Source organism: Streptomonospora nanhaiensis, from assembly GCF_013410565.1.
Classification (GTDB): domain Bacteria; phylum Actinomycetota; class Actinomycetes; order Streptosporangiales; family Streptosporangiaceae; genus Streptomonospora; species Streptomonospora nanhaiensis.
In genome coordinates this window covers 5,065,650-5,088,477 of sequence record NZ_JACCFO010000001.1, presented here as the reverse complement: position 1 = coordinate 5,088,477, position 22,828 = coordinate 5,065,650, and the positions used below count along the sequence as shown (strand labels likewise).

Annotated in this window: 19 protein-coding genes, 1 pseudogene and 2 CRISPR repeat arrays; of the genes and pseudogenes, 2 read left to right on the top strand and 18 right to left on the bottom strand. The window is 71.9% G+C overall.

The genetic code is table 11. The features are described from left to right. Positions 1-6 precede the first annotated feature (6 nt). Both HNR12_RS22545 and HNR12_RS22540 read right to left on the bottom strand, forming a co-directional pair. On the bottom strand, positions 7-273 hold the full coding sequence (locus HNR12_RS22545; protein ID WP_179769439.1) for a hypothetical protein: 267 nt from the start codon (positions 271-273) through the stop codon (positions 7-9). 15 nt (positions 274-288) lie between these two features. Then, the gene (locus HNR12_RS22540; RefSeq protein WP_308118385.1) at positions 289-831 is read right to left on the bottom strand and encodes an ATP-binding protein; all 543 of its coding nucleotides are present in this window, start codon (positions 829-831) and stop codon (positions 289-291) included. Between the two features lie 226 nt (positions 832-1,057). Between HNR12_RS22540 and HNR12_RS22535 the strand changes: the two genes are divergently transcribed. Then, a complete protein-coding gene (locus tag HNR12_RS22535) occupies positions 1,058-1,876 on the top strand; it encodes a helix-turn-helix domain-containing protein (protein ID WP_179769438.1) in 819 nt (272 codons plus the stop codon). Further along, on the top strand, positions 1,873-2,070 hold the full coding sequence (locus HNR12_RS22530) for a DUF397 domain-containing protein (RefSeq protein WP_372451139.1): 198 nt from the start codon (positions 1,873-1,875) through the stop codon (positions 2,068-2,070). Before HNR12_RS22535 ends, HNR12_RS22530 begins: the two co-directional genes overlap by 4 nt. Positions 2,071-2,165: 95 nt before the next feature. Here the strand turns inward: HNR12_RS22530 and HNR12_RS22525 are convergent, their stop codons facing one another. From HNR12_RS22525 to cas3, 16 genes and pseudogenes are all read right to left on the bottom strand, one after another. Continuing rightward, complete coding sequence (locus tag HNR12_RS22525) at positions 2,166-2,627, bottom strand: C40 family peptidase (RefSeq protein ID WP_246425152.1); 462 nt, start codon at positions 2,625-2,627, stop codon at positions 2,166-2,168. Between the two features lie 68 nt (positions 2,628-2,695). Further along, positions 2,696-3,532: a replication-relaxation family protein gene (locus HNR12_RS22520; protein WP_179769437.1), complete on the bottom strand. Its 837-nt coding sequence runs from the start codon at positions 3,530-3,532 to the stop codon at positions 2,696-2,698. Beyond that, positions 3,529-5,844 (bottom strand): type IV secretory system conjugative DNA transfer family protein, encoded by a 2,316-nt coding sequence (locus tag HNR12_RS22515; RefSeq protein ID WP_179769436.1) that lies wholly within the window; start codon positions 5,842-5,844, stop codon positions 3,529-3,531. The genes HNR12_RS22520 and HNR12_RS22515 overlap by 4 nt, the downstream gene beginning before the upstream one ends. 239 nt (positions 5,845-6,083) lie before the next feature. Beyond that, a pseudogene (locus tag HNR12_RS29810) lies at positions 6,084-6,587 on the bottom strand (TraG/VirB4 family ATPase); the annotation flags it as partial. A 1,085-nt stretch (positions 6,588-7,672) separates the two neighbouring features. Continuing rightward, on the bottom strand, positions 7,673-8,596 hold the full coding sequence (locus tag HNR12_RS22505; protein WP_338119815.1) for a PrgI family protein: 924 nt from the start codon (positions 8,594-8,596) through the stop codon (positions 7,673-7,675). Continuing rightward, positions 8,586-10,268 (bottom strand): hypothetical protein, encoded by a 1,683-nt coding sequence (locus tag HNR12_RS22500; RefSeq protein WP_179769435.1) that lies wholly within the window; start codon positions 10,266-10,268, stop codon positions 8,586-8,588. Before HNR12_RS22500 ends, HNR12_RS22505 begins: the two co-directional genes overlap by 11 nt. Before the next feature lie 151 nt (positions 10,269-10,419). Next, the gene (locus HNR12_RS22495) at positions 10,420-10,737 is read right to left on the bottom strand and encodes a pilin (protein ID WP_308251350.1); all 318 of its coding nucleotides are present in this window, start codon (positions 10,735-10,737) and stop codon (positions 10,420-10,422) included. Between the two features lie 242 nt (positions 10,738-10,979). Continuing rightward, positions 10,980-11,828 (bottom strand): sigma-70 family RNA polymerase sigma factor, encoded by an 849-nt coding sequence (locus HNR12_RS22490; protein WP_179769434.1) that lies wholly within the window; start codon positions 11,826-11,828, stop codon positions 10,980-10,982. 334 nt (positions 11,829-12,162) lie between these two features. Further along, positions 12,163-12,324, bottom strand: a complete 162-nt coding sequence (locus HNR12_RS28685) for a hypothetical protein (protein WP_246425151.1) — start codon at positions 12,322-12,324, stop codon at positions 12,163-12,165. A 487-nt stretch (positions 12,325-12,811) separates the two neighbouring features. Then, positions 12,812-14,381: direct repeats of the CRISPR family, unit length 37 nt; unit sequence GTTGCGATCCTCGGCCGCCACAGACGGCGGCCGCCAC. Between the two features lie 130 nt (positions 14,382-14,511). Continuing rightward, on the bottom strand, positions 14,512-14,802 hold the full coding sequence (gene cas2 / locus HNR12_RS22480) for a CRISPR-associated endonuclease Cas2 (RefSeq protein ID WP_179769433.1): 291 nt from the start codon (positions 14,800-14,802) through the stop codon (positions 14,512-14,514). Continuing rightward, positions 14,803-15,828 carry a type I-C CRISPR-associated endonuclease Cas1c gene (cas1c, locus tag HNR12_RS22475; RefSeq protein ID WP_179769432.1) on the bottom strand — a complete coding sequence of 342 codons (1,026 nt, stop codon included), beginning with the start codon at positions 15,826-15,828 and terminating at the stop codon, positions 14,803-14,805. Further along, positions 15,821-16,441, bottom strand: coding sequence for a CRISPR-associated protein Cas4 (cas4, locus tag HNR12_RS22470; protein WP_338119813.1), 621 nt, complete (start codon positions 16,439-16,441; stop codon positions 15,821-15,823). Before cas4 ends, cas1c begins: the two co-directional genes overlap by 8 nt. A gap of 29 nt (positions 16,442-16,470) precedes the next feature. Then, a complete protein-coding gene (gene cas7c / locus HNR12_RS22465) occupies positions 16,471-17,358 on the bottom strand; it encodes a type I-C CRISPR-associated protein Cas7/Csd2 (RefSeq protein ID WP_179769430.1) in 888 nt (295 codons plus the stop codon). After that, positions 17,355-19,175, bottom strand: a complete 1,821-nt coding sequence (gene cas8c, locus HNR12_RS22460; RefSeq protein ID WP_179769429.1) for a type I-C CRISPR-associated protein Cas8c/Csd1 — start codon at positions 19,173-19,175, stop codon at positions 17,355-17,357. The genes cas7c and cas8c overlap by 4 nt, the downstream gene beginning before the upstream one ends. A 4-nt stretch (positions 19,176-19,179) precedes the next feature. Continuing rightward, positions 19,180-19,869: a type I-C CRISPR-associated protein Cas5c gene (gene cas5c, locus HNR12_RS22455; RefSeq protein WP_246425150.1), complete on the bottom strand. Its 690-nt coding sequence runs from the start codon at positions 19,867-19,869 to the stop codon at positions 19,180-19,182. Further along, the gene (gene cas3 / locus HNR12_RS22450) at positions 19,866-22,073 is read right to left on the bottom strand and encodes a CRISPR-associated helicase Cas3' (protein WP_179769428.1); all 2,208 of its coding nucleotides are present in this window, start codon (positions 22,071-22,073) and stop codon (positions 19,866-19,868) included. The genes cas5c and cas3 overlap by 4 nt, the downstream gene beginning before the upstream one ends. Positions 22,074-22,245: 172 nt before the next feature. Then, positions 22,246-22,648: direct repeats of the CRISPR family, unit length 37 nt; unit sequence GTTGCGATCCTCGGCCGCCGCGAACGGCGACCGCCAC. Positions 22,649-22,828 lie beyond the last annotated feature (180 nt).

Below are 22,828 nucleotides of genomic sequence, written 5' to 3'. Positions count from 1 at the left end.
TGCGGGTCAGAACGGGGGGTGGAAGGAAGAGGGCGGACCGGCGGGCCGGTGCACACCGCCGCCGGGAAGCCAGCGCTCCATGTGGTCGATGGCGTCGTGGAGCTGGGGGGCGGTGGGGGCCGAGAGCGGAGGAACCACGACCGGTCCTTGGTGGAAGGCCCAGAAGCCTCGGCTGCCCGGTCCCCACATCACCAGCCAGCGGACCCCGACCACCTGCTTGAGGCGGTAGGCGTCCTCGTACTGGCAGCGGTCCTCCTCGGCGTTCCACGCCACGGGTCACGCCCACCGCTACGGCCGGTCGAACTCGGCCCACACCGTGACCCCGGTACCGCTGTCGTCGCGGTGCCAGCCCCAGTCGCGGCTCAGCGAGGCCACGAGGTCGAGCCCGCGGCCCGACTCCTCCGTGACGAGGTCGGTGAAGAGGTCGGCGCTGGCCGGCGTGGGGACGGTGGTCGCGGCGCCCGGCCGAGGCCCCTGGTCGGTGACGCTCACACGCAAGCCGCGATCGGGCAGCCGCTCCAGGTCGATGCGGACCGTGCCGCCGGGCAGGCCGGACGCTGTGTGGCGGATCGCGTTGGTGTGCAGCTCCGACAGCACCAGCAGAAGCGAGTCTGCGTGGTCGTAGCCAAGCCCGCTCGTTCGCCACGCCCAGCTCCGTGCGGCGCTGATCTGGTCGGGCTCGTGCCCGAAGAGGACGCTGTGCCGCCCCAGGGGCGTGGAGGGAATGCGGCGCGGTAGCGAGAGAGAGCCTTTGGCGACATACGACTCGCCTTCGTCGCTTACTTGCTGAGTCGGAGAAGTCTGCTTGCGGGGCAGCCTGCCAACCGTCACTTCAACCACTCCCTACCTAGCACCTACGTCGGCACGGTCGCGCTCCCGTAGTGGGTGACCAGGACTATCGGCTGGAACAGACAGTGCTATGTGGCGAGGAAGCGTGTCTACACCATTCAGGCTTCCCTCAAGTTGGTTGAACATCTTGACTTGGATTGAAGTGGGGGTGATATAACGCCGAAGGGAGGTCGAAGGAGAACACCCAAACCCCCCAAGGGAATGACAAATGGGTCTAAGGCAGATCAGCCCAGCGTGGAAAAAGTACGGCTCTGACGTGCGGACGTGGCGGAAGGCGGCGCGGCTGACTCTGAAGGAGCTTGCACCGGCGGTTGGACTGTCGGAGTCTTCCCTCTCCTACGTTGAGAACGGCAAGCTGGCTCCCAAGGAGGATCACGCCCAGGCCATCGACAAGGCTCTCCACGCGAATGGGAAGCTCCTGCTGTCTTGGGACAAGTGCGCCAACGAACTGCTTGTACCCAGGAACTTCAGGAAGACGATCGACCTGGAGAAGGACGCTATCGAACTGCGGTACTACCATCCCGTGCTGGTGCCAGGGCTGCTTCAGACTCCGGAGTACGCCCGTGCTCTGTTCGCGGCGCATCATCCGCAAGCAGACGAATCCACCCTCGACCGACTCGTTCAACGGCGAATCGACAGGCAGCAAATCTTCAACCGGGATGAGCGGCCAATCGTCCATGTTGTCCTTGATGAAGCCGTGCTGTACCGAGTCGTGGGAGGCTCCACCGTCATGAAGGCGCAACTGGCTCGAATTGTGGAACTCGTTGAGAAGCGCTGGGTTCAGTGCCAGGTCCTCCCTACCACCGCCCAGACGCAGCCGGGGTTGCCGGGCGCCTTCCGCGTGCTCGTCTTCGAGTTGCAGGTCCTTGTTGCCAGTGAGCACGCCTTTGATGAAGTGATCATCGACGAACGCGAGCAAGACCAACTGCGTAAGGCGCTGAGCGTGTATGGAAGACTTCAAGGGGAGGCGCTGTCTCCCCACGAGAGCTTGGATCTGATCAGGAAGCTGGAGCGATCGCAGGCATGATGAGCCACCGTCCTTGGCACAAGAGCAGCTACAGCGGGGGCAGCGGCGCTGAGTGCGTCGAAGTCGCTGAAGTTGAAGGCGACACCGTGCTGGTGCGTGACACCCAGAACCGACGTCTCGGCCACCTCGACTTCCCGGCCGACGCCTGGACTGACTTCGTCAACGCAGTGAAGGCAAACGCAGAGCGGTTCTAGCAACTGTGTCGGACTTCCACTGTGCGGCTGGTTGTTGTAAGCCGGAGGCGTCGCCTCGGCACTGGGCGGCATAGGCAGCGGCACCCATTGGTCTGTCAGGGGCGGCGGGCTCCCATGAACAGCGGTCCGTAGTAGGCCGATTCCACGGGCTCGACGCGGATGGTCTTGCCGCTGGAGGGGGCGTTGACCATCTGGCCGTCGCCGACGTACATCGTGACGTGGGCGGGGGCGCCGCCGGGTCCGCCGGTGTCGTAGAAGAGGAGATCGCCGGGGCGCAGCCGGTCCAGCGGCACCGGGGTGCCGATGCGGTACTGGTCGGTGGTCACGCGGGGGATGTCGGTTCCGGCGTGCTGCCAGGCGCGCATGACCAGTCCCGAGCAGTCGAACCCGTGCGGCCCGGTGCCGCCCCACACATAGGGCTTGCCCACGTGGCCAAGCGCCCATTGGGCGGCGGTCGCCCCGTGGCCGCCGCCGTGGTGGGCGTCGTCGCCGATGCGGGTCTCGGCGTGGTCGGTCGGCTCGTGTCCGGCGATGGAGGCGGTGACGACGGCGGCCAAGAGTACGGGCAGCGTCAGCGCCCCGGTGACGGCGGCGATGATGGCTTTGATCAGCGTGTTCTCCCTCGTCAGTGGTCGTGTGTGCCGATGGCGCTCAGCCGCAGGTGTTCGCGCGGGCTGGGGGCGGGAGACCAGATGGGGTGTGCGGGACCGTGCTGGTGCAGGAGGGACTCAATGGTGAGGTGGACCTCGACGCGGTCGCCGGTATGGGGGGCGAGTACTTGGGCGAGGTTGGCCAGCCGCACTCGGGTCGCCACCACGAACAGCACGTGGGTGGTGCGCTGGTAGGCGGCGGCGTGGTCGGCGTAGCCGCGGATCTTGCGCAGGAGTTGGGCGTGGCGTTCGGTGCCGGTGTCGTACTCCAGGAACGCCCCCACCTCGCGGCCGCCTTGTGCCCAGAGGAGGTAGGCGTCGGGGCGGATGTGGCGGCCCCATCGGCGGGCGCAGTCGGCTTCGGTGCGCCAGCGCAGCAGCGCGGCTCCGGGGGTGGTGCGTTCGGCGGTGCGGAAGGCGGTGTAGCAGGCCGACAGGCCAAGGGTGTGGGCCAGGCGGGCGGAGTGGGCCAGGCGGATGCGGCTGCCTGGCCGCTGAGCGGGTTCGGGCAGTTCGTGGATGTCGGCGTAGACGTGTTCACCGGCGGCGGCCAGGACCCAGTGCCAGGGGGCCGTGCCCAGTGCCAGACGGGGCCGGAACCGGTCCAAGACGCCGAGGCGGTGCAGGAAGGCCAGGCGGCGCCGTGCGCGCGAGGGGTGGGTGCGGGAAAAGTGCAGGGCGGTGAGGTGGTGGGTGGTCATGACGCGGTGGTCGCCAAGGTCGGCGACGATGGCGCGGTCGCGGTTGGTGAGCAGGCGGGCGAGGTCGGCCAGTCGCGCTTCCTCCACCGGCTCAGTCGGATGAATGCTCATAGGTCGAGGTCCTCCTCGGTGTAGGCGTGGGCGCGGTCGGCGCTGTGGCGGCGGGCCGCGCGGCGCACGTGTGCGGCGCGTCCGGGCACGAGCGGAGGCAGGGGGCGGGTGCGCATGGTGGCGGCGGGCTGCTCGCGGGCGCCGACCAGCGGGCGCACGGCGGTCTGGTAGGCGCCCAGGTGGGCGAGGTCGTGGGCGAGGAGTTCGGGCCGGGTGTGGGCTTCCAGCCGGGCGGCGTCGTCGGGAGAGCTGGTGAAGTAGACCTTGGTGCGGGCGTTGGCTGAAAGCCCCTGGCGCAGCGTGTCGGGGAGCTGGTCGAGGGCCTGGTGGGCCAGGGTCAGGCCCAGGCGGTAGCCCCGCGCCTCGGCGAGCATGTCGGCCAGCGAGCCGGGCAGGTTGAGGAAGTTGTGGCACTCGTCGATGTAGGCGCCCAGGTCGGGCCGCTCAGCCTCGGGCCGGGTGACGCGGGCGGTGACGGCCTGCCAGGTCGCGGCCAGGGCCATGGACCCGATCAGGCTGGCGGTGTCCTCGCCGAGCACGCCTTTGGGCAGGCGCATCAGCACCAGCCCGCCGGAATCAAAGACCCCACCCAGGTCCACGGTGGAGGGGCCTGAGGCGATGACCTGGGAAACCCACGGGCGCAGCAGGGCGGTCCGCAGTTTGTTGAGGACGGGGGCGGTGACCGTGGCCTGGGCGCTGGACAGCAGGGTGTCATACCACCGCCAGAACCCGGCCAGCGCCGGCTGGCGGGGTCCGACGCGCGCCAGGAGCTCGCCGCGGAAGCCGTCATCGGCCAGCAGCATGGGCACCTCGCCCAGGGTGAGGTGGGGGTCGCGGGCGCGGGTCAGTGTGAGCACGGCGGCGCGCAGGATGTCGTCGGTGCGCGGCCCCCAGCTCTGCTGGTAGATGCGGCGGAAGATGCCCACGACCGAGTCGGCGGTGAAGTCGGGGTCGCCTCCCTGGAGCAGGTTGAGCCGGGGCGGTGCGGCCCGGTCGTCGGGGTCGAACAGCACGACACGGTCCGCCGCCTCCTCGGGGAGCCGGGCGAGGATGTCGTTGACGAGGTCGCCGCGCGGGTCGATCACCAGAGCCGCCCGGCCGGCGTCGGCGTCTTGCAGCACGAGGTTGGCCAGCAGGGTGCTCTTGCCCGAGCCGGTCTTGCCGAGGATGTGGGTGTGCTGGCGGGCCTCGGCCACACCCACCGCGATGGGGCGAGGCGTGCCGGCATCAGCGTCGCCCAGGACACGGGTGTTCTCCCCGCCGACGGGAACGGCGGGTGCGGGCGCGATGCGGCGTGCCCCGGCGCGGCGCAGCCCCGGCACGGCGGTGTCGGTGGGCAGGTGAGCGACCGCGCCCAACTCCTCCACCGAGAGCAGGTAGCCGCGGGCGAGGTAGCGGTGCCGGACCCACAGTTCAGGGGCGGCCATGGGACGGCGGTGAAGGTGGTTGGTGCCGGAGGTGAAGGCGGCGAAGGACGCGGCGACGCCGTGGGCGCGCCCGCGCAACTCCTCCCGGGCTTGCGGGGTGGGCCGGTCGGTGGTCAACAGGTAGCTGATCTGGCAGGCCAGGCGCGGCGACTGCGCCTTAGTGAGGATGGCGCGGACGTCGTCGCCGGTGTCGGGCCAGGCCCGGCCGCCGGTGCGGCCCTTGGTGGAGACGACCTCGGCCAGCAAGGTGGTGGCCGCGCCCCGGAGGCGGGCGGCGGTGAGGCGGGCGCGGCGAACCCGCCATCCGGTGGCCGGGCGGGCGCAGACCCGTACGCACACCCGCTGGTCGGCCCCGAGGTCGGTGAGGGCGCCCAGCAGGCCGCGCAGCGGGTCCTCGCCGAACCGGGTGCGCAGGGGGTAGGCGTCGTTGCGGGCCAGGTGCAGCCATCCTCCGGTGGCGTGTGCGCCGGGTGAGATGGCCGGGGCGGGGTGGCGGGTGTGGGTGGTGGCTCCGGGCCAGGCCGCTGCCACCGCCCGCTCGACCACGCCGGGCGGGACGGTGCCCGGCACCCAGATCTGGATGCGGACGCCTGCGGCCGATGCGGTGTACTCCCAGGCCAGGTGCGGTTGGCGGAGCAGGCGCTGCCAGCGGGGTTTGAGCAGGCCCAGGCAGTGAGCCCAGAAGGCGTGGGCGCCCTCCAGCGCGGCCTCGGGGGGCGGCAGCACGTCGATGAGGCGGGCGTCGGGCTGCTGGATGCGGTAGCGCAGCCACCGGGCGGCAAAGACTGCGGCGGTATAGGCACCGGCGCAGGCCAGAGCGCCCGCCCCGGCCAGTGGCGCGGCGGCGACCAGTGCCTCGGCGTCGGGTGGCACGGCGATCACCATCCGCGCGCCTTCGCCGGGTCGTGGCCTTCCTCGTCCCAGGCGCCGCTGCCCGCAGCGTCCTCGTGCCCCTCGGTGAAGTGCTCCTTGTCGGGGCTTTTCCCATACGGTGCCTCTTCGGCTGCTTCGGCGGGGTCGGTGGTGATGAGGCGGTGCTCCCAGGGCGAAGCCAGAGCGCGGACGGCAGCGCGGCGCTGCCCGGACACCAGCAGTGCCTGACCGCGTGCGGCCGTGGCCACGACCTGTTGTTCTCCCTCGGAGAGGCCGAACGCCTCGACCACCATGTCGAGGTTCTGCGGGGCCTGGCGCAGCAGCAGGCAGGTGGCGGCGTTGGCGGCGACGGCCCGGCCCAGGTCGCTGCCGAGCAGGTCGCCGACGTCCTGAGTGATCAGGGTCAGTCCGCACCAGCGTTTGCGGCCCGCTTTGGCGAGCTTGTAGAGGTAGCGGGCCGCGACCGGGTTGTGCAGCAGGACCCACGCCTCGTCGACGGTGATGGTGCGCGGGTGCGGCGGCGCGGTTTCCAGGTGGCGCCAGATGCGGTCCAGGGCCAGCAGCACGCCCACGGTGCGCACTTCCTCGGGCAGGTGCCGCAGCGCGAACACCGTCAGGTGCGTCGTGGTGGGGGCGGTGGTGGGGCCGTTGAAGAGGGCGGCGGCCGACCCGGTGGTGTAGCACCGCAGGCGGGCGGCCAGACCAGGCCCGGCCGGCTCCTCGTCGTCGTCCAGGGCCGCGACCACGTCTTCCATGAGCGGCGGCTCCCGGTCCCACGTGGCGGGGTCGCGGGTGATGCCGTGCTCGGCGTAGGCGCTGATCACGGCGCGGTCCAGGGCGGCGGCGTGGTCGGCGTCGAGGTCGCCCACCATGGCGGCGGCCAGGGTGTGGGCGAACAGGACCCGCTGGGCCAGCGCATTCAGCCCACTGCGGCCCCCTGCCTCCTGGGACAGGTCGAAAGGGTTGAGGCGGCCCTCCTCGGTGCCCAGCGGGATGCGGGCGCCGCCCAGGGCCGTGCACAACGCCGCGTACTCGTCCTCGGGATCGATGACCGCGGCCTCGACGCCGACCATGAGGCAACGCAGCACTTCGAGTTTGGCGAGGTAGGACTTGCCGGCACCGGAGCGGGCCAGCACGACCATGTTGTAGTTGTCCTGGCCGCGGGCGAACCGGTCGAAGTGCACCAGGCCGCCGCTGTGGACGTTTTCGCCGTAGACCACCGAGGTGGCGCCCAGGTCTTCCTCGATGTCGGGGGAGGCGAACGGCATCACGGCGGCGATGGCGTCGGTGTCCATGGTCCGCGCCTGGCCCAGGGCGTCAGTGGCCAGCGGCAGTGTTGACAGCCAGCCGTGCAGGGCGCGGAAGGTGGCCGGGTGGGTGTCGACCAGCAGCCCGGCGGCCAGAGCGCGCAGGTTGGCGACCTCGGCCTCCAGTTCGTCCGGCGTGCGGGCGTGCACGGTCAGATAGAAGGACACCCGGAACAGGCGGGCTTGGCCGATTGCCACCCGGGCGGCGAGTTCGGCGGCATCACCGGCGGCCGCGGCCTGGTGCGGATCCTCGGTGCGGCCGTGCTCGGCGTCCAGCCGCCAGGCCGACTCCAGGCGCGCCCGGCGCCGCCGCAGCCGGGTGGCGGCCACCGGCGCGGGCACCGGGGCGACGTGCAGGGCGGCATCCACGCGCCCCGGGTAGGTCAGCAGCGGCTGCGCCCACCCGGGGCCGACCTCGCGGGGATAACCGGTGACGACCAGCGTCTGGCAGCAGCCGCCCTCCACGTCGAGGCGCCGGGGCAGCACCCGGATGGTCGGGCCGCTGAGCCCGATCGAACCCGTGTGGCGCCGGTTCACCGCTCCTCCCCGTGATGGTCGAGGGCGCCGCCCGCCGCGGGCGCGTCGCGGTAGGGCTCCAGGGCCTCGGCCAGTAGTTGGCGCACCTCCTCGCCGGTGCAGCGGCGCGCCGCGATGCCGATGCCCTCCAGGTGGGTGGCGATCTGCTCGGCGACATGCAGCACCGGCGCTCGTCCCTCGCCGCCGGGGTTGGCCGTGACCACCACCAGCACCTGGCGCTGGGTGAGGTCGCAGTGCCGCCCGAGGCCGTCGAGGAAGTCGGCGTGGGCGCGAGCGGCCTCACCCAGGCCCGGATCGGGCAGGTGGGCGGCGTTGTCGCGCAGCATCGCGGTGTAGGGGGCCAGATCGAGCCGGCGGCCCTGCACCACGATCTGCACCGGGTGAGTCAGCGAGTCCAGCACGGCGGCGAACGCGCCGATCGCAGCTTCCTGCTCGCTGGGGGAGGCCAGGTGGAAGTTCAGACTCGTGCAGGCGATCACCACGGCCTGGCGACCGTCCAAACGCAGGAGGCCGGTGTCCTCGACGGCTGAGACAGGAAGCCGCAGCGGCGCCAGGCTCGGCTCTCTGCGCGCACGGGGTGCCCATCGCGGCAACGCCATCCGGCCAGGTGTGAGGGCGCCGGAGCGGTGCTTGGGCGCCGCCGCCCACGACGCGGCGGCCAGCGCGTAGGCGTCCAAGCCGAGGCCGTCGCGCTGCCCCAGCGCGAGCACCAGCGCAACAGCCGCCAGAGGTATGCCCGCAGACACGAGGGCGCCGGGCGGCACGGTACCTCCCAGGGCGAGGAACCCCGCCCACAGTCCCAGAGCGGTCGGGGCGGTGATCAGCAGTTGTCGCCCGGTCAGCCCGAAGGCCACCGGCTCGGGGCGGTCGATGTCGGCGGGGATGCACACGCGCCACCGACGAGCGTCCTCAATCGTCACGGTCGGCCTTTCCGATGGTGGTGTGAACGGTGGTCATGGGCAGGCGGCGCTGCACCCAGTGCCGGCGCGGAGCAGGGAAGAGCCCGAGCTGGCCGCGCACCCGTACCGGCCGCTGCGGCGCCGGGGCGTCCAGTACCTCGCCCAGGCGCTGGACGGCCCGCCGACCGGTCACCCGCACCGGGGGCGGGGTCGGCAGCACTCCTTGGCGCCAGCGACGCCGCGGCGGGGTTTTCGGCACGGGCGGCGGGCGGAACAGGACTTCCTGCTCGGTGCGTGGGCGGCGCGGGAACCGGCCGTCTCCCACCGCAGCGCGCGGTGACGGGCTCCAACCGGGCCGCGGCGGCGGGATCGGGCCGAGCGCGCGCGGGCCGCCGACCGGCCGCGGGCCGGTGGCCCCCCACGGACTTCCCGAAGCGGGGAACCCCGGGAGTTCTCCGGCGGTAGAGCCGTAGCTGCGGCGCACCCACCACGCGTTGGGGCGCAGCGGCTCCAACCCGCCCGGCCCCGGCGGGGTGGAACCGGCGTCTCCAGCGGTGAGCATGCCGGGACGCCGGCCCGTGAGCATCCGCAGCGGCGCCGGGCCGGAGCGCACCCGGTGGTAGGTGAACGGCTCGCCCTTGGCCAAACGCAGATGGCGCAGCCCCCGGTAGAACAGCATCATCGCCGCGACCTTGGCCAAGGCCACGATGGGCGAGCGGCCCGGGTGCGGCGACCACACCAGCTTCATCACCCAGAACGGGATGCGGACCTGGACGTAGACCAGCACCAGGAACAGGACCAGGTCGTAGAGGATGCCCGCGCCGCCCTGCCCGCCGGTGGGCTCATCGGCCGGAACGGCCGCCGCGACCACCAGGGGGCGCAGTCCCGTCCCGCCGCCCAGGACTCCTCCGGCGGCGGTGTCGAGGTGGCCGAAGTAGGCGAACTGGCCTTCGAAGAACAGCCGCATCATCGCGATGAACGCCAGCGATTGCAGCACCGGCATCGCGCACAGCCCGGCCATGGTCCGCCACCACAGCACTGCGATGTAGTTGGTCTGGGGCAGGGCGTGGAAGGCCAGCAGCAGCGGGGCGGCGATCACCAGCACGATGGACATCACCACCCGCACCACGTCGGTGATGACCCACACCACCAGCATCACCACCAGCGCCACCAGCAGCAGCACGGTGAACACCACGACCTCGGTGAGAATCTCCTCCATGCGCCCGCGCAGGTTGAGCGCGGCCTCCTCGGCGTCGATCCCCAGCGCCCCGATGCTCTCGGCCAGGGCGTCAGCGGCACGGAACAACTCCCGGGCCACCCACAGACTGAAGTTGGCCGCCACGAACGCGAACACCACCCGCCCGGCGACCTCGCCCGCGCTGTAACGGGTCTGGAAGGTCTCCCGGCCCATGACCACCACTCCCCCGGCCACGACGAACAGCACGAAGCAGGTGTTGGTCACGGCCAGCACACCTTCCCAGAGCCCTTCCACGCCCTGGCTGGGCTGGGGGACGCGAAAGGCCATGCCCGCGATCCAGCCGAAGAGGGGGTTCAGCGCGTCGGCCACGAAGTCGGCGAACCATCCGGTGACGTGGCAGGAGACTTCTGCGAACCCGCACTCGGGCGCCTGCGGGTCCACCGGGTCGGGGCCGGCCTCCGGTTCGGACTCGGGACCGCTGTGGTCGGGCTGCATGTCGGGATCGGGCGGCGGCGGGGGCGGGCCGGGAGAAGGCTCGGGCTCGGGGCGCTCCTCGGCCTCGGGCGCCGCCGGAGCCTCCGGCGGGTCCGGGGGCGGCCCCGGCGAAGGCTCGGGCGGTCGCGGGTGAGCGGGGGCGGCCACCGCCTCACCCGCCCTGGACGATGTAGTCCAGCACCGCCATCAGCACGGTGGCCAGAATCGCGATGCCGTACCCGATCCCGGCCCCGCTCATCGCCTTCTTGGCCGCCTCCACCTGGGAGGGGTCACCACCGGCCAGCATCCACCGCAGCCCGGCGATGGTGAGGAACAGCGTGCCCACCGCCGAGGCCAGCGCGACGATGACGTTGCGCAGACGGGTGATGACCTCGCGCAGGTCAGCGGTGGACGCCTCAGCCGAACCCTCGGCCCACGCCAACTCCGCACCGGCCACCGCCCAGACCACGGCGCCTGCGGCAGCCGCCACCCCCACTACGAGGGCTCGCCGCAGGGATATGGAGGGCCGTGGGGCGTGGTGTTCCTCGTGGGCCATGACGCTGCCTCCCGGGACCGGCGCTGCTGGACAGGGAGCCGGGGCGCACCGGCGGCGGGCGGAGCGGACGGACTGCCCCCTCTCCGTTCTTCAACCCGCTACCGATCTCTGCGACGTCAGGGCGAGTGACGAGAGAAACCCGCCCGCCTCGGTGCCGGTGCGCCCGGACTCACCCTCTAAAGAGCCAGCGCCCACCCCGGTTTGGACACCGAAGAAACCCGCAGAGGAGACGAAGCGCGCGGTGCCGGGCCGAGGTCGGGCTTGGCGTGGGCTACGGGTCCCGCCATCGGGTCGAGGTCGCCGCTCTCCAGCGCCGCCAGCAGCCGCTGCTCGGCGCGGGAACGCCGCTTGGCCAGCGCCCAGTAGCCCTCACCCGATGCGGCGGCTACATCCCGAAGCGACGTCTCCTCCAGACGCGTGGCCCCGATCAAATCGGCCTCGGCAAGACTGAGCACGCCGCGTGAGACGGCACGCTCCAGCAGGAGATCAGGGTGCCCGCCAGTGGAGGCGACGCTGTTGGCGGCGGGGGCGTCGTGGTCTCCGGCCTCGGCGCCCGTCTGCTCCAGGAGCCGTCTGCGCGAGCGCAGGCCGGCGCGCTGGGCGCGGCAGCGCAGGTACCAGGCCAGGTTGGCGTAGTCGGTGCGGATCTCCCGCACCGCCGCGATGAACCCGGCCAGGATCTCGGCGTCGACCTCCTCCACCCCGGCAGGCGTGAGGCCGCGGGTGCAGCGCCGAGCACACCCCTTCAGCGCGGGCATGGCCAGGCCGATCGCCCCGCACATCCAGTCCTGCGACATCCGTGCGCGGGCGATGACCACCCGCCACACCGAGTCCTTCACCGCCCGGTCGGTCCCCGGCGCCAGCAGCAGCGTCCGGGCCGCCAGCAGATCCAGCGGCCAAACGACGCCAGGAAGCGCGGCCCGGTCAAAGGCCGGGGCGGCGTCGCCGCGCTCAAGGCGCAGCGGGTCGGGGACCAGGCGCAGGAACTCGCGCTCGGCCACATCCAGCGCGGTATCGGAATACATCAGCGGTCTCCTCGGGTGAGGCGTCATGGACGCCGCCCACCCAAAAGAGCGCTGTCATCAGCGGGTGCTCGCCGCGCTTTCCACCCGCGCTCAGCACGTGCTCATCCCGTACTCAGCCCGAAAAATCTCGGCCCCCAACGAAGAGGTGTGCGGGCGCGGCCCCGCCCAGCCGCACCCGCACACCATCACCACCCCTGAACACACCCCGACCTGGGAAGACGCACCGTGTTCAGCCGGTAGTCGCCTCAGCGCACCACCACGCCCGCCGCACTCACCGCTGCGCGAGGCCGCCGACCACCCGAAATTCTTCACGCCGCCGATACCCATGTCCGGCTCAGGCCGCTACCGCTCCCCCCGCCTCCAGCCCGCGCAGTTCGGCCAGCAGCCGGTACGCCGCCCCCCGCGCGTCGCTCCCCGACCACCGCATCAGGCGGCCCTCGGCGTCGCGCCAGAAGAACACTCCGTCACGGACCCACACGGTGATGCCGCGCGGCAAGGAAACGACCGACACCTTGGCATAGACGGCCCCATAGACCCGACTCAGACCCAGGTGCCGCAGATACCCGAAAAGCGTCTGCGCCGCCGTGGCCGCGTCCCACCGAACCGCTGTCCCGCCCCAGCCTCCCCGGGGAGGCAGCCATGGACCGGCAGCGGCCCGCTGACCACCAAACTGCCGTCCCGGCGCCGTCGAACCCCGTGGAACAGGCCGCACCAGCCCCAACGGCCCCGCCCCCGCCCGGCCCCGCGCCACCGTGGTTGCCCGCATAACCCCACCTCCCTGACCAGCGCCGCCGTACGCGGCGCGACCAGGAACCATGGACGCTCACCTTGACACCGACCTTCAATCGAATCAGCAGAAGAACCTCGAGACCACGCCGCCCAGATCCGACATGTGGCGATACACGTACTTCTGATCTAGTGGCACATGAAGACAGCGGCCGCCACCTCCTGAGACCGGGTCGCGTTCGATTGCTGACCAGCGCGTTGCGATCCTCGGCCGCCGGGGACGGCGGCCGCCACCAGACGCTTGGAGTTCTTCGGGCGCTGCACTTCGGGGTTGCGATCCTCGGCCGCCGGGGACGGCGGCCGCCACTCCTCATAAACCCGCGCGACCCGGTAGGCCATGTCGTTGCGATCCTCGGCCGCCACAGACGGCGGCCGCCACCGCCCCGACTCGCCACGACAGCGGCCTCGCGCGGCGTTGCGATCCTCGGCCGCCACAGACGGCGGCCGCCACAGTGGGCGTCAGTGACGCAGTGGGACGGGATGTGCGGGTTGCGATCCTCGGCCGCCACAGACGGCGGCCGCCACAGTGGGCGTCAGTGACGCAGTGGGACGGGATGTGCGGGTTGCGATCCTCGGCCGCCACAGACGGCGGCCGCCACGCCGCCGCGCACACCGCCTAACCACCGAAGGGAAGGTTGCGATCCTCGGCCGCCACAGACGGCGGCCGCCACTCGGGCATGCCCTCGGTGGTGGGCGGCCGCAGGAAGTCGTTGCGATCCTCGGCCGCCACAGACGGCGGCCGCCACCAGGTTGGCCCGGGCGCGGCCGACGGCTCCTGCAGGGTTGCGATCCTCGGCCGCCACAGACGGCGGCCGCCACCAGGTTGGCCCGGGCGCGGCCGACGGCTCCTGCAGGGTTGCGATCCTCGGCCGCCACAGACGGCGGCCGCCACCTTGATCGCGTAGCGCGCCTTGCGGGCCTCCAGGCGGTTGCGATCCTCGGCCGCCACAGACGGCGGCCGCCACCCCAAGGACATCGCCGAAATCAGTGATGACCTGGAGGTTGCGATCCTCGGCCGCCACAGACGGCGGCCGCCACCATTCACTCCGGTACGGGTAGGTAATGTGCCGAAGGGTTGCGATCCTCGGCCGCCACAGACGGCGGCCGCCACACTGATCGACGCGCTGGCGCTGGGCATCTGGCAGACGAAGTTGCGATCCTCGGCCGCCACAGACGGCGGCCGCCACCTGGGAGTTGGCGACGTAGAGGTCGGCGCCCTGCTGTTGCGATCCTCGGCCGCCACAGACGGCGGCCGCCACCACACCCGGGCGGTCGCCCAGTCCGAGGGCTCGTAGTTGCGATCCTCGGCCGCCACAGACGGCGGCCGCCACACTCCTCGCGGGTGAATCCAGGTGTCGACCAGCTGGTTGCGATCCTCGGCCGCCACAGACGGCGGCCGCCACGCCCAGTCGATCGAGCGCGCGCAGCGGGCGATCCAGTTGCGATCCTCGGCCGCCGCAGACGGCGGCCGCCACGTCAGCCGCTCGGCAATGGTGCTGGGAGTGGCTGATGTTGCGATCCTCGGCCGCCACAGACGGCGGCCGCCACGTCGTAGATGCGGGCCGGGGTGGCGCGGGTGGTGGTGTTGCGATCCTCGGCCGCCACAGACGGCGGCCGCCACGCTGCGCCCGACGCAGTCGCAACGCAAGCTCATCGAGTTGCGATCCTCGGCCGCCACAGACGGCGGCCGCCACTGGTGGCGGCGCTGCAGCGAGCAGTCGCGGGTGGAGGTTGCGATCCTCGGCCGCCACAGACGGCGGCCGCCACAGCGTGCGACCTGGGGAAACGCGTCCATGGTCGATGCTGAATAGCGGTGTGGAAACCGGCATTCCACCCAGGGGTGCCCAAACGTCGTTGGGAACCTCCCGAGGTTTCCATGAGCACTTGGGGTTCCCAACTACAGCACCAGCGCGTCGTCGTGGGGCAGGCGGCGGGCTGTGCCTAGGACTGAGACCGCCTTGAAGGTTCCGGCTTTCAGCCGGTAGACGCGGATGCTGTCCTCGGCGTCGTTGATGATGCGGTGCAGGGTGTGGCTGAGCCGCACCCAGTCGGCGTCGCTGCACACGACCTCGAAGACCGACTTCTGCACCCGCATCCCGTAGCCTTCACAGACCTTGGCGACCTGGCGCAGGCGCTGGGCGCCCTCGGGGGTGGTGGTGGCGACGTCGTAGGTGATCAGCAGTTCCATTCACGCCGTCCAGGGCAGGTAGCCGGGCAGTTCCTGGCGCAGGGTGCGGGCCATCAGCCGGGCCTGGACGAAGGGCAGCAGCCCCAGGGCCACGCGCCGGCCCAGGACCGCGTGGGGCCGTTCCTTCTGGCGGTTGTGCTGCCAGGCGGTCAACACTGTCTTGCGTCCTTCCTCGGTGAGCTGGACGGCGCCGCCTTCCATGGTCTCGAAATCGCCGGGGCCGACCTGGCGCCGGTTGATCAGCGTCAGCGCCAGCCGGTCGGCGACGGCGGGGCGGAACTCCTCCATCAGATCCAGCGCCAGGGCGGGTTTTCCCGGGCGGATGCCGTGGAGGAAGCCCACGTAGGGGTCCAGGCCGACCTGTTCGCAGGCGCCGTGCACGCCGGAGCGCACCAGGCCGTAGAGGAAGGACAGCAGCGCGTTGACGGGGTCGGTGGGCGGGCGCTTGATACGGCCGGGGAACGACAGCCCGGTGTCCTTGCGGATCATCAGCGCCAGGGCTTCGAAGTAGGCGCGCGCGGCCGCGCCCTCCACGCCCATGAGGACCTCGATGTCGGCGGCGGTGCCGGCGGCGGCCAGGGACGCCTCCAGGTCGGCGGCGATGGCGCGCAGGCTGTCCTTGGAGGTGGTGGCGTCGCGGGCGCTTTTGAGGACGAGTTGGCGGCTGTTCTGGATCTTTCCGGCCACGCAGGCACGGGCGATGGGCAGGCGCGTGGCGGGGTCGGCGTGGGCCAGGTGCTGGGCGTGGCGCAGCAGGACATTGCCGCGCAGGGGCCCGGCCAGCCGGCACAGGAAGCGCCCGCCGCGGCTCATCCACACCACGGCGCGGCCGTCTTGGGCGCAGCGCGCCAGGAGCGGGCCCGACACGTTGACGTTGCCCAAAACCACGATGGACTCCAGCCGCAGCAGCGGCAGGGTGCGGCGGGGGCTGTCGGGCTCGGGCAGGGCGATGCGCACGGTGTCGCCGTCCAGGTGCAGGGAGGCGCCCGGGGTCTGCACGTAGAGGGTGTTGAGGAGTTCAGTCATCCCATTCCGTCTCGGGGGCGGGGGTGTAGAGGTCGGCGAGCAGGCGCTCATAGCGCCGGGTCTTGGCCAGGACCTTGGGCATGCAGCCGGTGTTCATGGAGCAGCGGCGGCACCGCTGGTCGGCGGCCGGGGCGGGCAGGCGCCCTTGGGCCATGACGGCGCGCACCGCCTCAGCGGTGGTCCGCACCCGTTCGCGCAGTGCGGCGTCCACGGCCACGGTGTGGCGGCGGCGGTCGGCCATGGTGTAGACGGCGGCGGTGGTGATGGTGGTGTCCATGCGCTGCTCCAGGCACATGGCCTGGGCCCCGACCTGGACGTCGGCGGGTCCGCCGGGTGTGTAGGCGCCCGACTTGTGCTCCACCGGCACCACAGTGCCCTCGGCGTGGACCTCCACGACGTCGCACACCCCCGTCAGGCCGAGCTGGTCGTGCCAGACCGGCAGCGCCCGCAGGGTGCGCACCCGCGGGCGCTGCTCGTGGCCGGGGTCGTGGACCCGGTGGTGGGCCAGGGTGCCGCGGACGGTGGCGGCGTCTTCGGCGAAGGCGTCCTCCAGCAGGATCAGGCCGGCCTGGCGGGGGCAGTAGGCGTAGTGCTCCAGGGCTGACAGCGGCACCGGCCACGGCTCCTGGGGCCCCACGCGCCTCACCCCACCAGGGTGGTCAGGGTGATGCCCGCCGGCAGGCCGGTGTCGGCGACGGTGGTCTTGTAGTCGCCGAAGGAGCGGGCGGGTCCGGACCGGGGGTCGGTGCGTTCGACGGTGACGCGGTCGAAGAGGGTGTGGGCGGGGGCCTTGCCGAAGGCGTCGTCGTGGGTGAACACATACAGTCCGCGCAGGGCCATCTCGCCGCGGGCCGAGGCGCGGTCGTGCTCGAACATCATGGTCATGGACTGCCAGAACGCCTCCAGGTCGGCGGAGGTGACGCCGGTGCGCGCGGCCAGCGGGGCGCTGAAGTGGCCGAACCCCACATAGAGGCCGTAGGGCACGGTGTGCTTGGTGCCCATCTCGGTGGACTCCCCGCGCTCGGTGTCGGCGGTGCGGGTCTGGGTGACGCGGGTGATGCCGTGCTCCTGGTCGGTGACGCGGTCCAGGGAGCGGGCGAAGGTCAGTTGCAGCGGGCCTTGGACCCGTCCGGCCTTCTTGTCGCCGGTGCTCATCACGGCCCCGAACATGCGCACGTCGAAGAACGTCTGGCACATCCAGTCGCGGGCGCGGGCCTGGTGGTCGACGGTGTGCTTCTTGTCGCCGTTGAGGCCCAGGGCGGTGTAGGCGCGCTCGTGCTGGGAGTTCAGCGACACCCCGGCCTCGACGTAGATGTCGAAGCCGGGCTGGCCGGCCTTGAGTAGGGCCACGGTGTTGCGGATCTTGCGTTTGATGGCGACGTCGGTGACCAGCCCGTGGCCGGTGTCGGGGTCGGTGCGCGGGGCGCCGCCGGCGTCGGGGTCGCCGTTGGGGTTGCCGTCGCGCACGTCGAAGCAGAACACGAAGTCGTGCTTGCGGGCGGGGTCCAGATGGGGCGAGGGAGTGGTCACGGCTGGTCCTCCTGGTCGGTGCCCTCGCCGTTGGCGTTGGCGTTGGCGTGGGTGCGGCGCTGGCGCTGGTCGTGGGAGTGCTGCTGGTAGTAGCCCAGGCTGAACAGGGACTGTCCCTGCTGGTCCAAGACCTCGGGCAGGGGGTGCTCCAGCAGGTCGTGCAGTTCGCAGATGGTGCGGAAGTAGGCGTGGTGGGCGGCGCGGTCCTTGGGGGCGCCGCTGGTGCGCAGGCGCCGCAGATGGGCCTGGGACTTGTCCAGGAGGGGTTCCATGCGGGCGCGGGGAGTGGACTTGGCCGAGGACAGCACCTTGTCGGCGATGGTGCTGTTGGGCCCCTGCCCGGTGTCGGGGTCGCGCAGGGCGCGGTACTGCAAGGACTCCAGGACCGCGAACAGGCGCCCGGCCACATAGGCCGGGTCGGTCCGATTCTCGTCGAGCACCGGGGGCACCCTTTCGTTGTCGGTGGCGAAGGCGCGGTTGTAGAACAGGCGCAGCAGGGCGGCGCGGGGGTGGTCGACGCGGCCGTCGGCGCCGATGCGCTGGTTGAGGTGGCTCAGCAACGCCAGCGGCGGCGCCGTGTGGTGCAGGGCGGCGTGCAGCAGGCGGCGGTGGGCGTCGTCGGGCTCGCTGTCCTTGGTGTAGCGCCACCCCTGGGCGGTGGCCGTGCCGCGTCCCAGGCAGCGCGCCAGCAGCCACACCGGCACCGGGCGGGGCTGGTCGCCGCGCCAGTCGGCGATCTGGTGGTCGCCGAACCAGGCGGCGACGCGTTCCAGCGCCTGGGGCAAAGCGATGTCGATCCACTCGCGCACCACCACCCGGCTCTGGTTGGCGGCCAGGGTGGCGGCGTAGAACCGGTTGGCCTCCACCCCGGCGGCGCCGCTGCCCCGGCGCGGACGCTCAAGTTCGGCGAAGACCGCGGCGACGTCGGAGGGCTCTGCGTTGAGCAGGGTGTCCATCAGCCCCAGGTCCAGGGGTTCCTTGAGCCACCACACCAGCACCGAGTCGGGCATGCGGTAGCGGTGGGAGGGGTTGGCCAGCAGGGCGTTGAGCACGGCGGTGGAGCCGGCCCCGCACGCCTCGCACAGCGGGATGTCGGCGAGTTGGATGCGCCCGCCGCGCCCTTGGGCGGAGGTGTTGACCGACACCAGTTGGGCGTCGCGGCCGCGACCGATGGGCACGGGGATCAGGCCGGCTTTGACGGGTTCGGGCAGGGAGTCCAGCAGGGGCCGGTCCTGGTTGCAGGACAGGCACCGGCCGGTTCCGGCCCGGCCGCTCTTGCGGGCGGCCACCGTGGCCCGCCACGTCTGCTGGGCGGCGGGGGCCAGGTGGGGCCAGGGGTGGCCGACCACGCTGAGGGCGACCAGGTCGGAGGGCTTGGCCCCCTCCGGCAGGACGGTGGCGCGGTGCAGGCCGCGGGTGAAGAAGACGCGCACCGCGCGCGCTGCCTCATCGCCCCCGGCGCGCTCGGCCCAGACCGACAGCAGGTCGATGTAGGCGGTGTTGCGCCGCAGCGCCTCCTGGACGGCTTTTTCGGACTCCCCCTTGGGCACGCCCAGGACGTATTCGAGGGTGTCGACCAGCAGGGTGGGCGGGGGCTTGGCGCCGGAGCGGTAGACGTAGGGGGCGTTGAGGACCACACCGGCGCGGCGGTCGGCGTCGGCCAGGTCGCTCAGCACCGGCCGCCCCTGCTCGTCGGTGCCCTGGGGGCGGCCGTGGGTGTCGATGGTCAGGCACCAGCGCACGGTGCGGGGCCGGTAGTGGGCCGGCGGCAGATCGGCGACGTGGGGGGCGTGGTCGGCCAGGGCTTTGAGCAGCACCGGATCACCCCCGCCCGCCGGTGCGCACCGTGGCGGCGCCGGGCAGTTCGGCACCGTGCTCGGGCACCGCCACCACCCCCTCGACCATGGACGCGTGGAACCAGCGGTAGGTCTCGCGGGCGCCGCTGTAGTCGATGCTGTGCAGCATCGCGCCGAAGTCGGCGCTGGCGGCGATGGGGGGCCGCTGGGAGGGCTTGGCGAAAGAGGCGGAGAACTCGCGGGTGCCCAGGAACGGCTGGGAGAAGCAGGCGCCGCGCTCCACGCGGCGGCGGAACTGGTCGCGGTACTTGGCCGGGTGGGCGTCGGCGTGGGGGCGCAGCACGATGTGGGCGTGGATGCGGTAGGCCACATCGCGCAGCCCGGTCATGCTGCGCTGGTCGCGGTGGGCCTCGGCGTCGAACCGCTGCGTCGGGTCGGCCATGGCGCGACGCACCCAATCGGCCGAGACGGTCTGGTCGACCTCGTTGCGGCGCACGGTGAACCAGGCGATGGGGTTGAGCACCTCGATGCGGTCGATGCGGTAGGAGAACTCCGGCTTCCAGAAGATGGCCTCCAGCAGGCCGGTGGCCGCCGAGGGGGTCATGACGGGGTAGCTCACCCGCTCGGTCTTGAACTCCGGCCGGGTGAAGCAGGCGAAGGGGCCTTCCACCTCCACCGCCAGAGGCGGCGCAGGGGCGGGGGGCGGGGCGGTCAAAACACGTACTCCTTGGTGTCGGCGATCTCGATGCCGCGGTGTTCGTCGTAGTCGCCGATCCACTCATAGAGGTCGCCGACCACGGGGACCATGAGCCCGGCGGCCTTGCCGGTGGCATAGCCGCGGGGCAGGGTGGCCATGTAGGGGCGCAGGTCGCGCAGCAGGTGCGCGCTCGCGGCGCCGTTGCGCAACCGGTGCAGGATGTCGGCGATGCGTTCGCGGTCGTGGTCGTAGCGCTCGGGCACGTACACCACGGGCACGGTGGTTTCGGGGATCATCTCGAACAGTTCGGCCACCCGGGGGAAGTCGCCCTCGCGGCGGGCCTGCTGGATCAGCGCGGCGGTGTCGCGGCCCTCGACGTTGGTCTGCTTGAACCGCTCGGTGTAGTAGGCGTGCAGCACCTCGGGGTCATCGGGCCGGGCTCTGCCGGGGCCGAAGAACAGGCGGGTGGCGCCCAGCGCGGCGCCGTAGACGAACTCCCCGCCGCCCGAGGCGCCCGTGCCGTCCGGGGCGGCCAGATGGAAGATCACCACCCGGCCGCGTTCCAGGCGGCCTGAGCGGTTGCACCGGCCCGCGGCCTGCTGCATGGCCTCGGCGGTGGCATAGGCGCGGTACACCTCGGGAAAGTCCAGATCGACCCCGGCCTCCACCAGTTGGGTGCTGATGACGGCCACCTCGCTCTGGGTCCGGTTGAGTTCGATGACCTCCTCGATGGTGTCCTTGCGGTGGCGGGCGACCATGCGCGTGGACAGGTGCAGCACCGGCCCCCGATCCTGCGGGCGGTGGGCGGCGACCAGTTCGTGGATGCGCTGGGCCTGGGCGGTGGTGTTGCACACCGTCAGCACCGAGGGCCGCTGCGCCACGGTGCGGGCCAGTTCCTCAACGGTGGGCGCGGGGTCGCTCCACCAGGTGTAGGAGACCCGCGCCAGGCGCTCATACAGCGGCTTGGGCTCGGCGATCACATCGCGGGCCGCCACCTCCTTCAGCGGCGCCAGGTCGAAGAACGCCGGCTGGGTGGCCGAGGACAGCAGCACCGTGACCCCGAAGAACTCGGTGAGCGTGCGCAGCATCGACAGGATCGGCACCAGCATCGCGTCAGGCAGCGACTGCACCTCATCGAGCACGATGACCGACCCCGCCAGGCGGTGCAGCCGCCGCATCGCCTCGGGGCGGCGGTCGAACAGCGCCTCGAACAGCCGCACGGTGGTGGTCACCACGAAGGGGGCGTCCCAGTTCTCCGCGGCGAGCCGGGCCCACCGGCCCCCGGGCGCGCCCGGGGCGTCGAAGTCCACACCGCTGTGGTGCTCCAGCACCATCGGCGCCCCGCCGCCGGTCTCCAGCAGGCCGCGGTAGACGCCGGCGTTCTGCTCGGTCACGGTCATGAACGGCACCGCCACGATCACCCGGGCCAGGCCGTGGCGGCGGGCGTGGTGCAGGCCGAAGGCCCCGGCGGCGATCGTCTTGCCCGACCCGGTGGGCGCGGGCAGGCGGTAGAAGCCCTGCGGCCCTTGAGCCGCCGCGAGCGCTTGGGCATAGACGTAGTCGCGGTCGGCGTCCACCGGCGAGGGCGGCCGGGCGGCCAGCAGTTCCTGGCGGGCCGCCTCAAACCGCTCTGCCAGGTCGGAGGCGGCGACCGGGTGGTCGGGGCGGGGCAGGCCGTTCAGATGTTCGGCGGTGTCCAGCCGGTCGGCGTCGACCACCGCGGAGAAGACCATGCGCACCAGCACATCCAGCACCAGGTCGTCCTGGGCGTAGGCGCCGTGCACCCACCCGGGCAACCCGGGCCCGTCAAGGATCTCGGGCACCACCGCTGCCACCCGGTCGATGGCCTCCTGCACCGAGGCGGCGTGCTCGCTCTGGGCGGCGCGCAGCTCCTCACGCAGGCAGGCGCGCGAGACCAGGCCCCCGTGGTGGCCGAACACCACCCCGGCCAGCCGGCCCAGCCCAGCCCGGTGGGCAAGGAGGGTGCCGGCGTGCTTGTGCGGGATCCCGACGCGGGACCCGGTGGCCTCGGCCCGCAGCAGCCCGTCCTGCCAGGCGCAAGTGCCCTTGCCGACGTCATGGACCCGCCCGAGGTAGCCGGCCACCTCAGCAGCCGCGAAACGCGAACCATAGCGGCGGGCCCGGCGCTCGGTACCACGCAGGTGGTCGTCAAGCCGGTGGCGCTGGCCAGCGCTGTTGGCGCTGTGCCCGAAGAGGTCCATGCCCCGCCCCGATCGGTCGTGTGTACGAATCGAGCGAGACAGTAACCGACCCTCAAGATCACCGTGGGAGTTTCTCGAAATTCGTTTGCTACCAGGGCCGCATCCGGCCACAGCCGCCGCGAACGGCGCCCGCCACCACGCCGGCGTGCATGCCCGTGGTGCTCCAGGCCGCGTTGCGATCCTCGGCCGCCGCGAACGGCGACCGCCACGGGCGTGTTGGCGTCGGCGGCATTGGCCCACGCGGAGTTGCGATCCTCGGCCGCCGCGAACGGCGACCGCCACCCCTATGCGGTCGCTGACCATCCCCATACCGCGAGAGTTGCGATCCTCGGCCGCCGCGAACGGCGACCGCCACCGTGAAGGTCCCGCCCAAGCGCACCCTGGACAAGCTGTTGCGATCCTCGGCCGCCGTGAACGGCGACCGCCACGGCATGACCGGTCAGGGCGACATCGACGACATCGAGGTTGCGATCCTCGGCCGCCGCGAACGGCGACCGCCACATCGTGACGGCCGTCCGGGCCTATGCGTACTATGGAGGTTGCGATCCTCGGCCGCCGCGAACGGCGACCGCCACACCGCTCAACCTGGGCAAACGCTGCCAAGCGATATGCAACTTGAGGTGGACGAAGTGCGCATAAGATCCCAAACGGGTGGCAACATACTTGGGAACCTCCCCGGTAGTCGATGAGAGCTTCCGGTTCCGAAGCCTGAGAGCGTGAGCCTCTGAGTGGACACGATACTTCCTGCGTCGTGA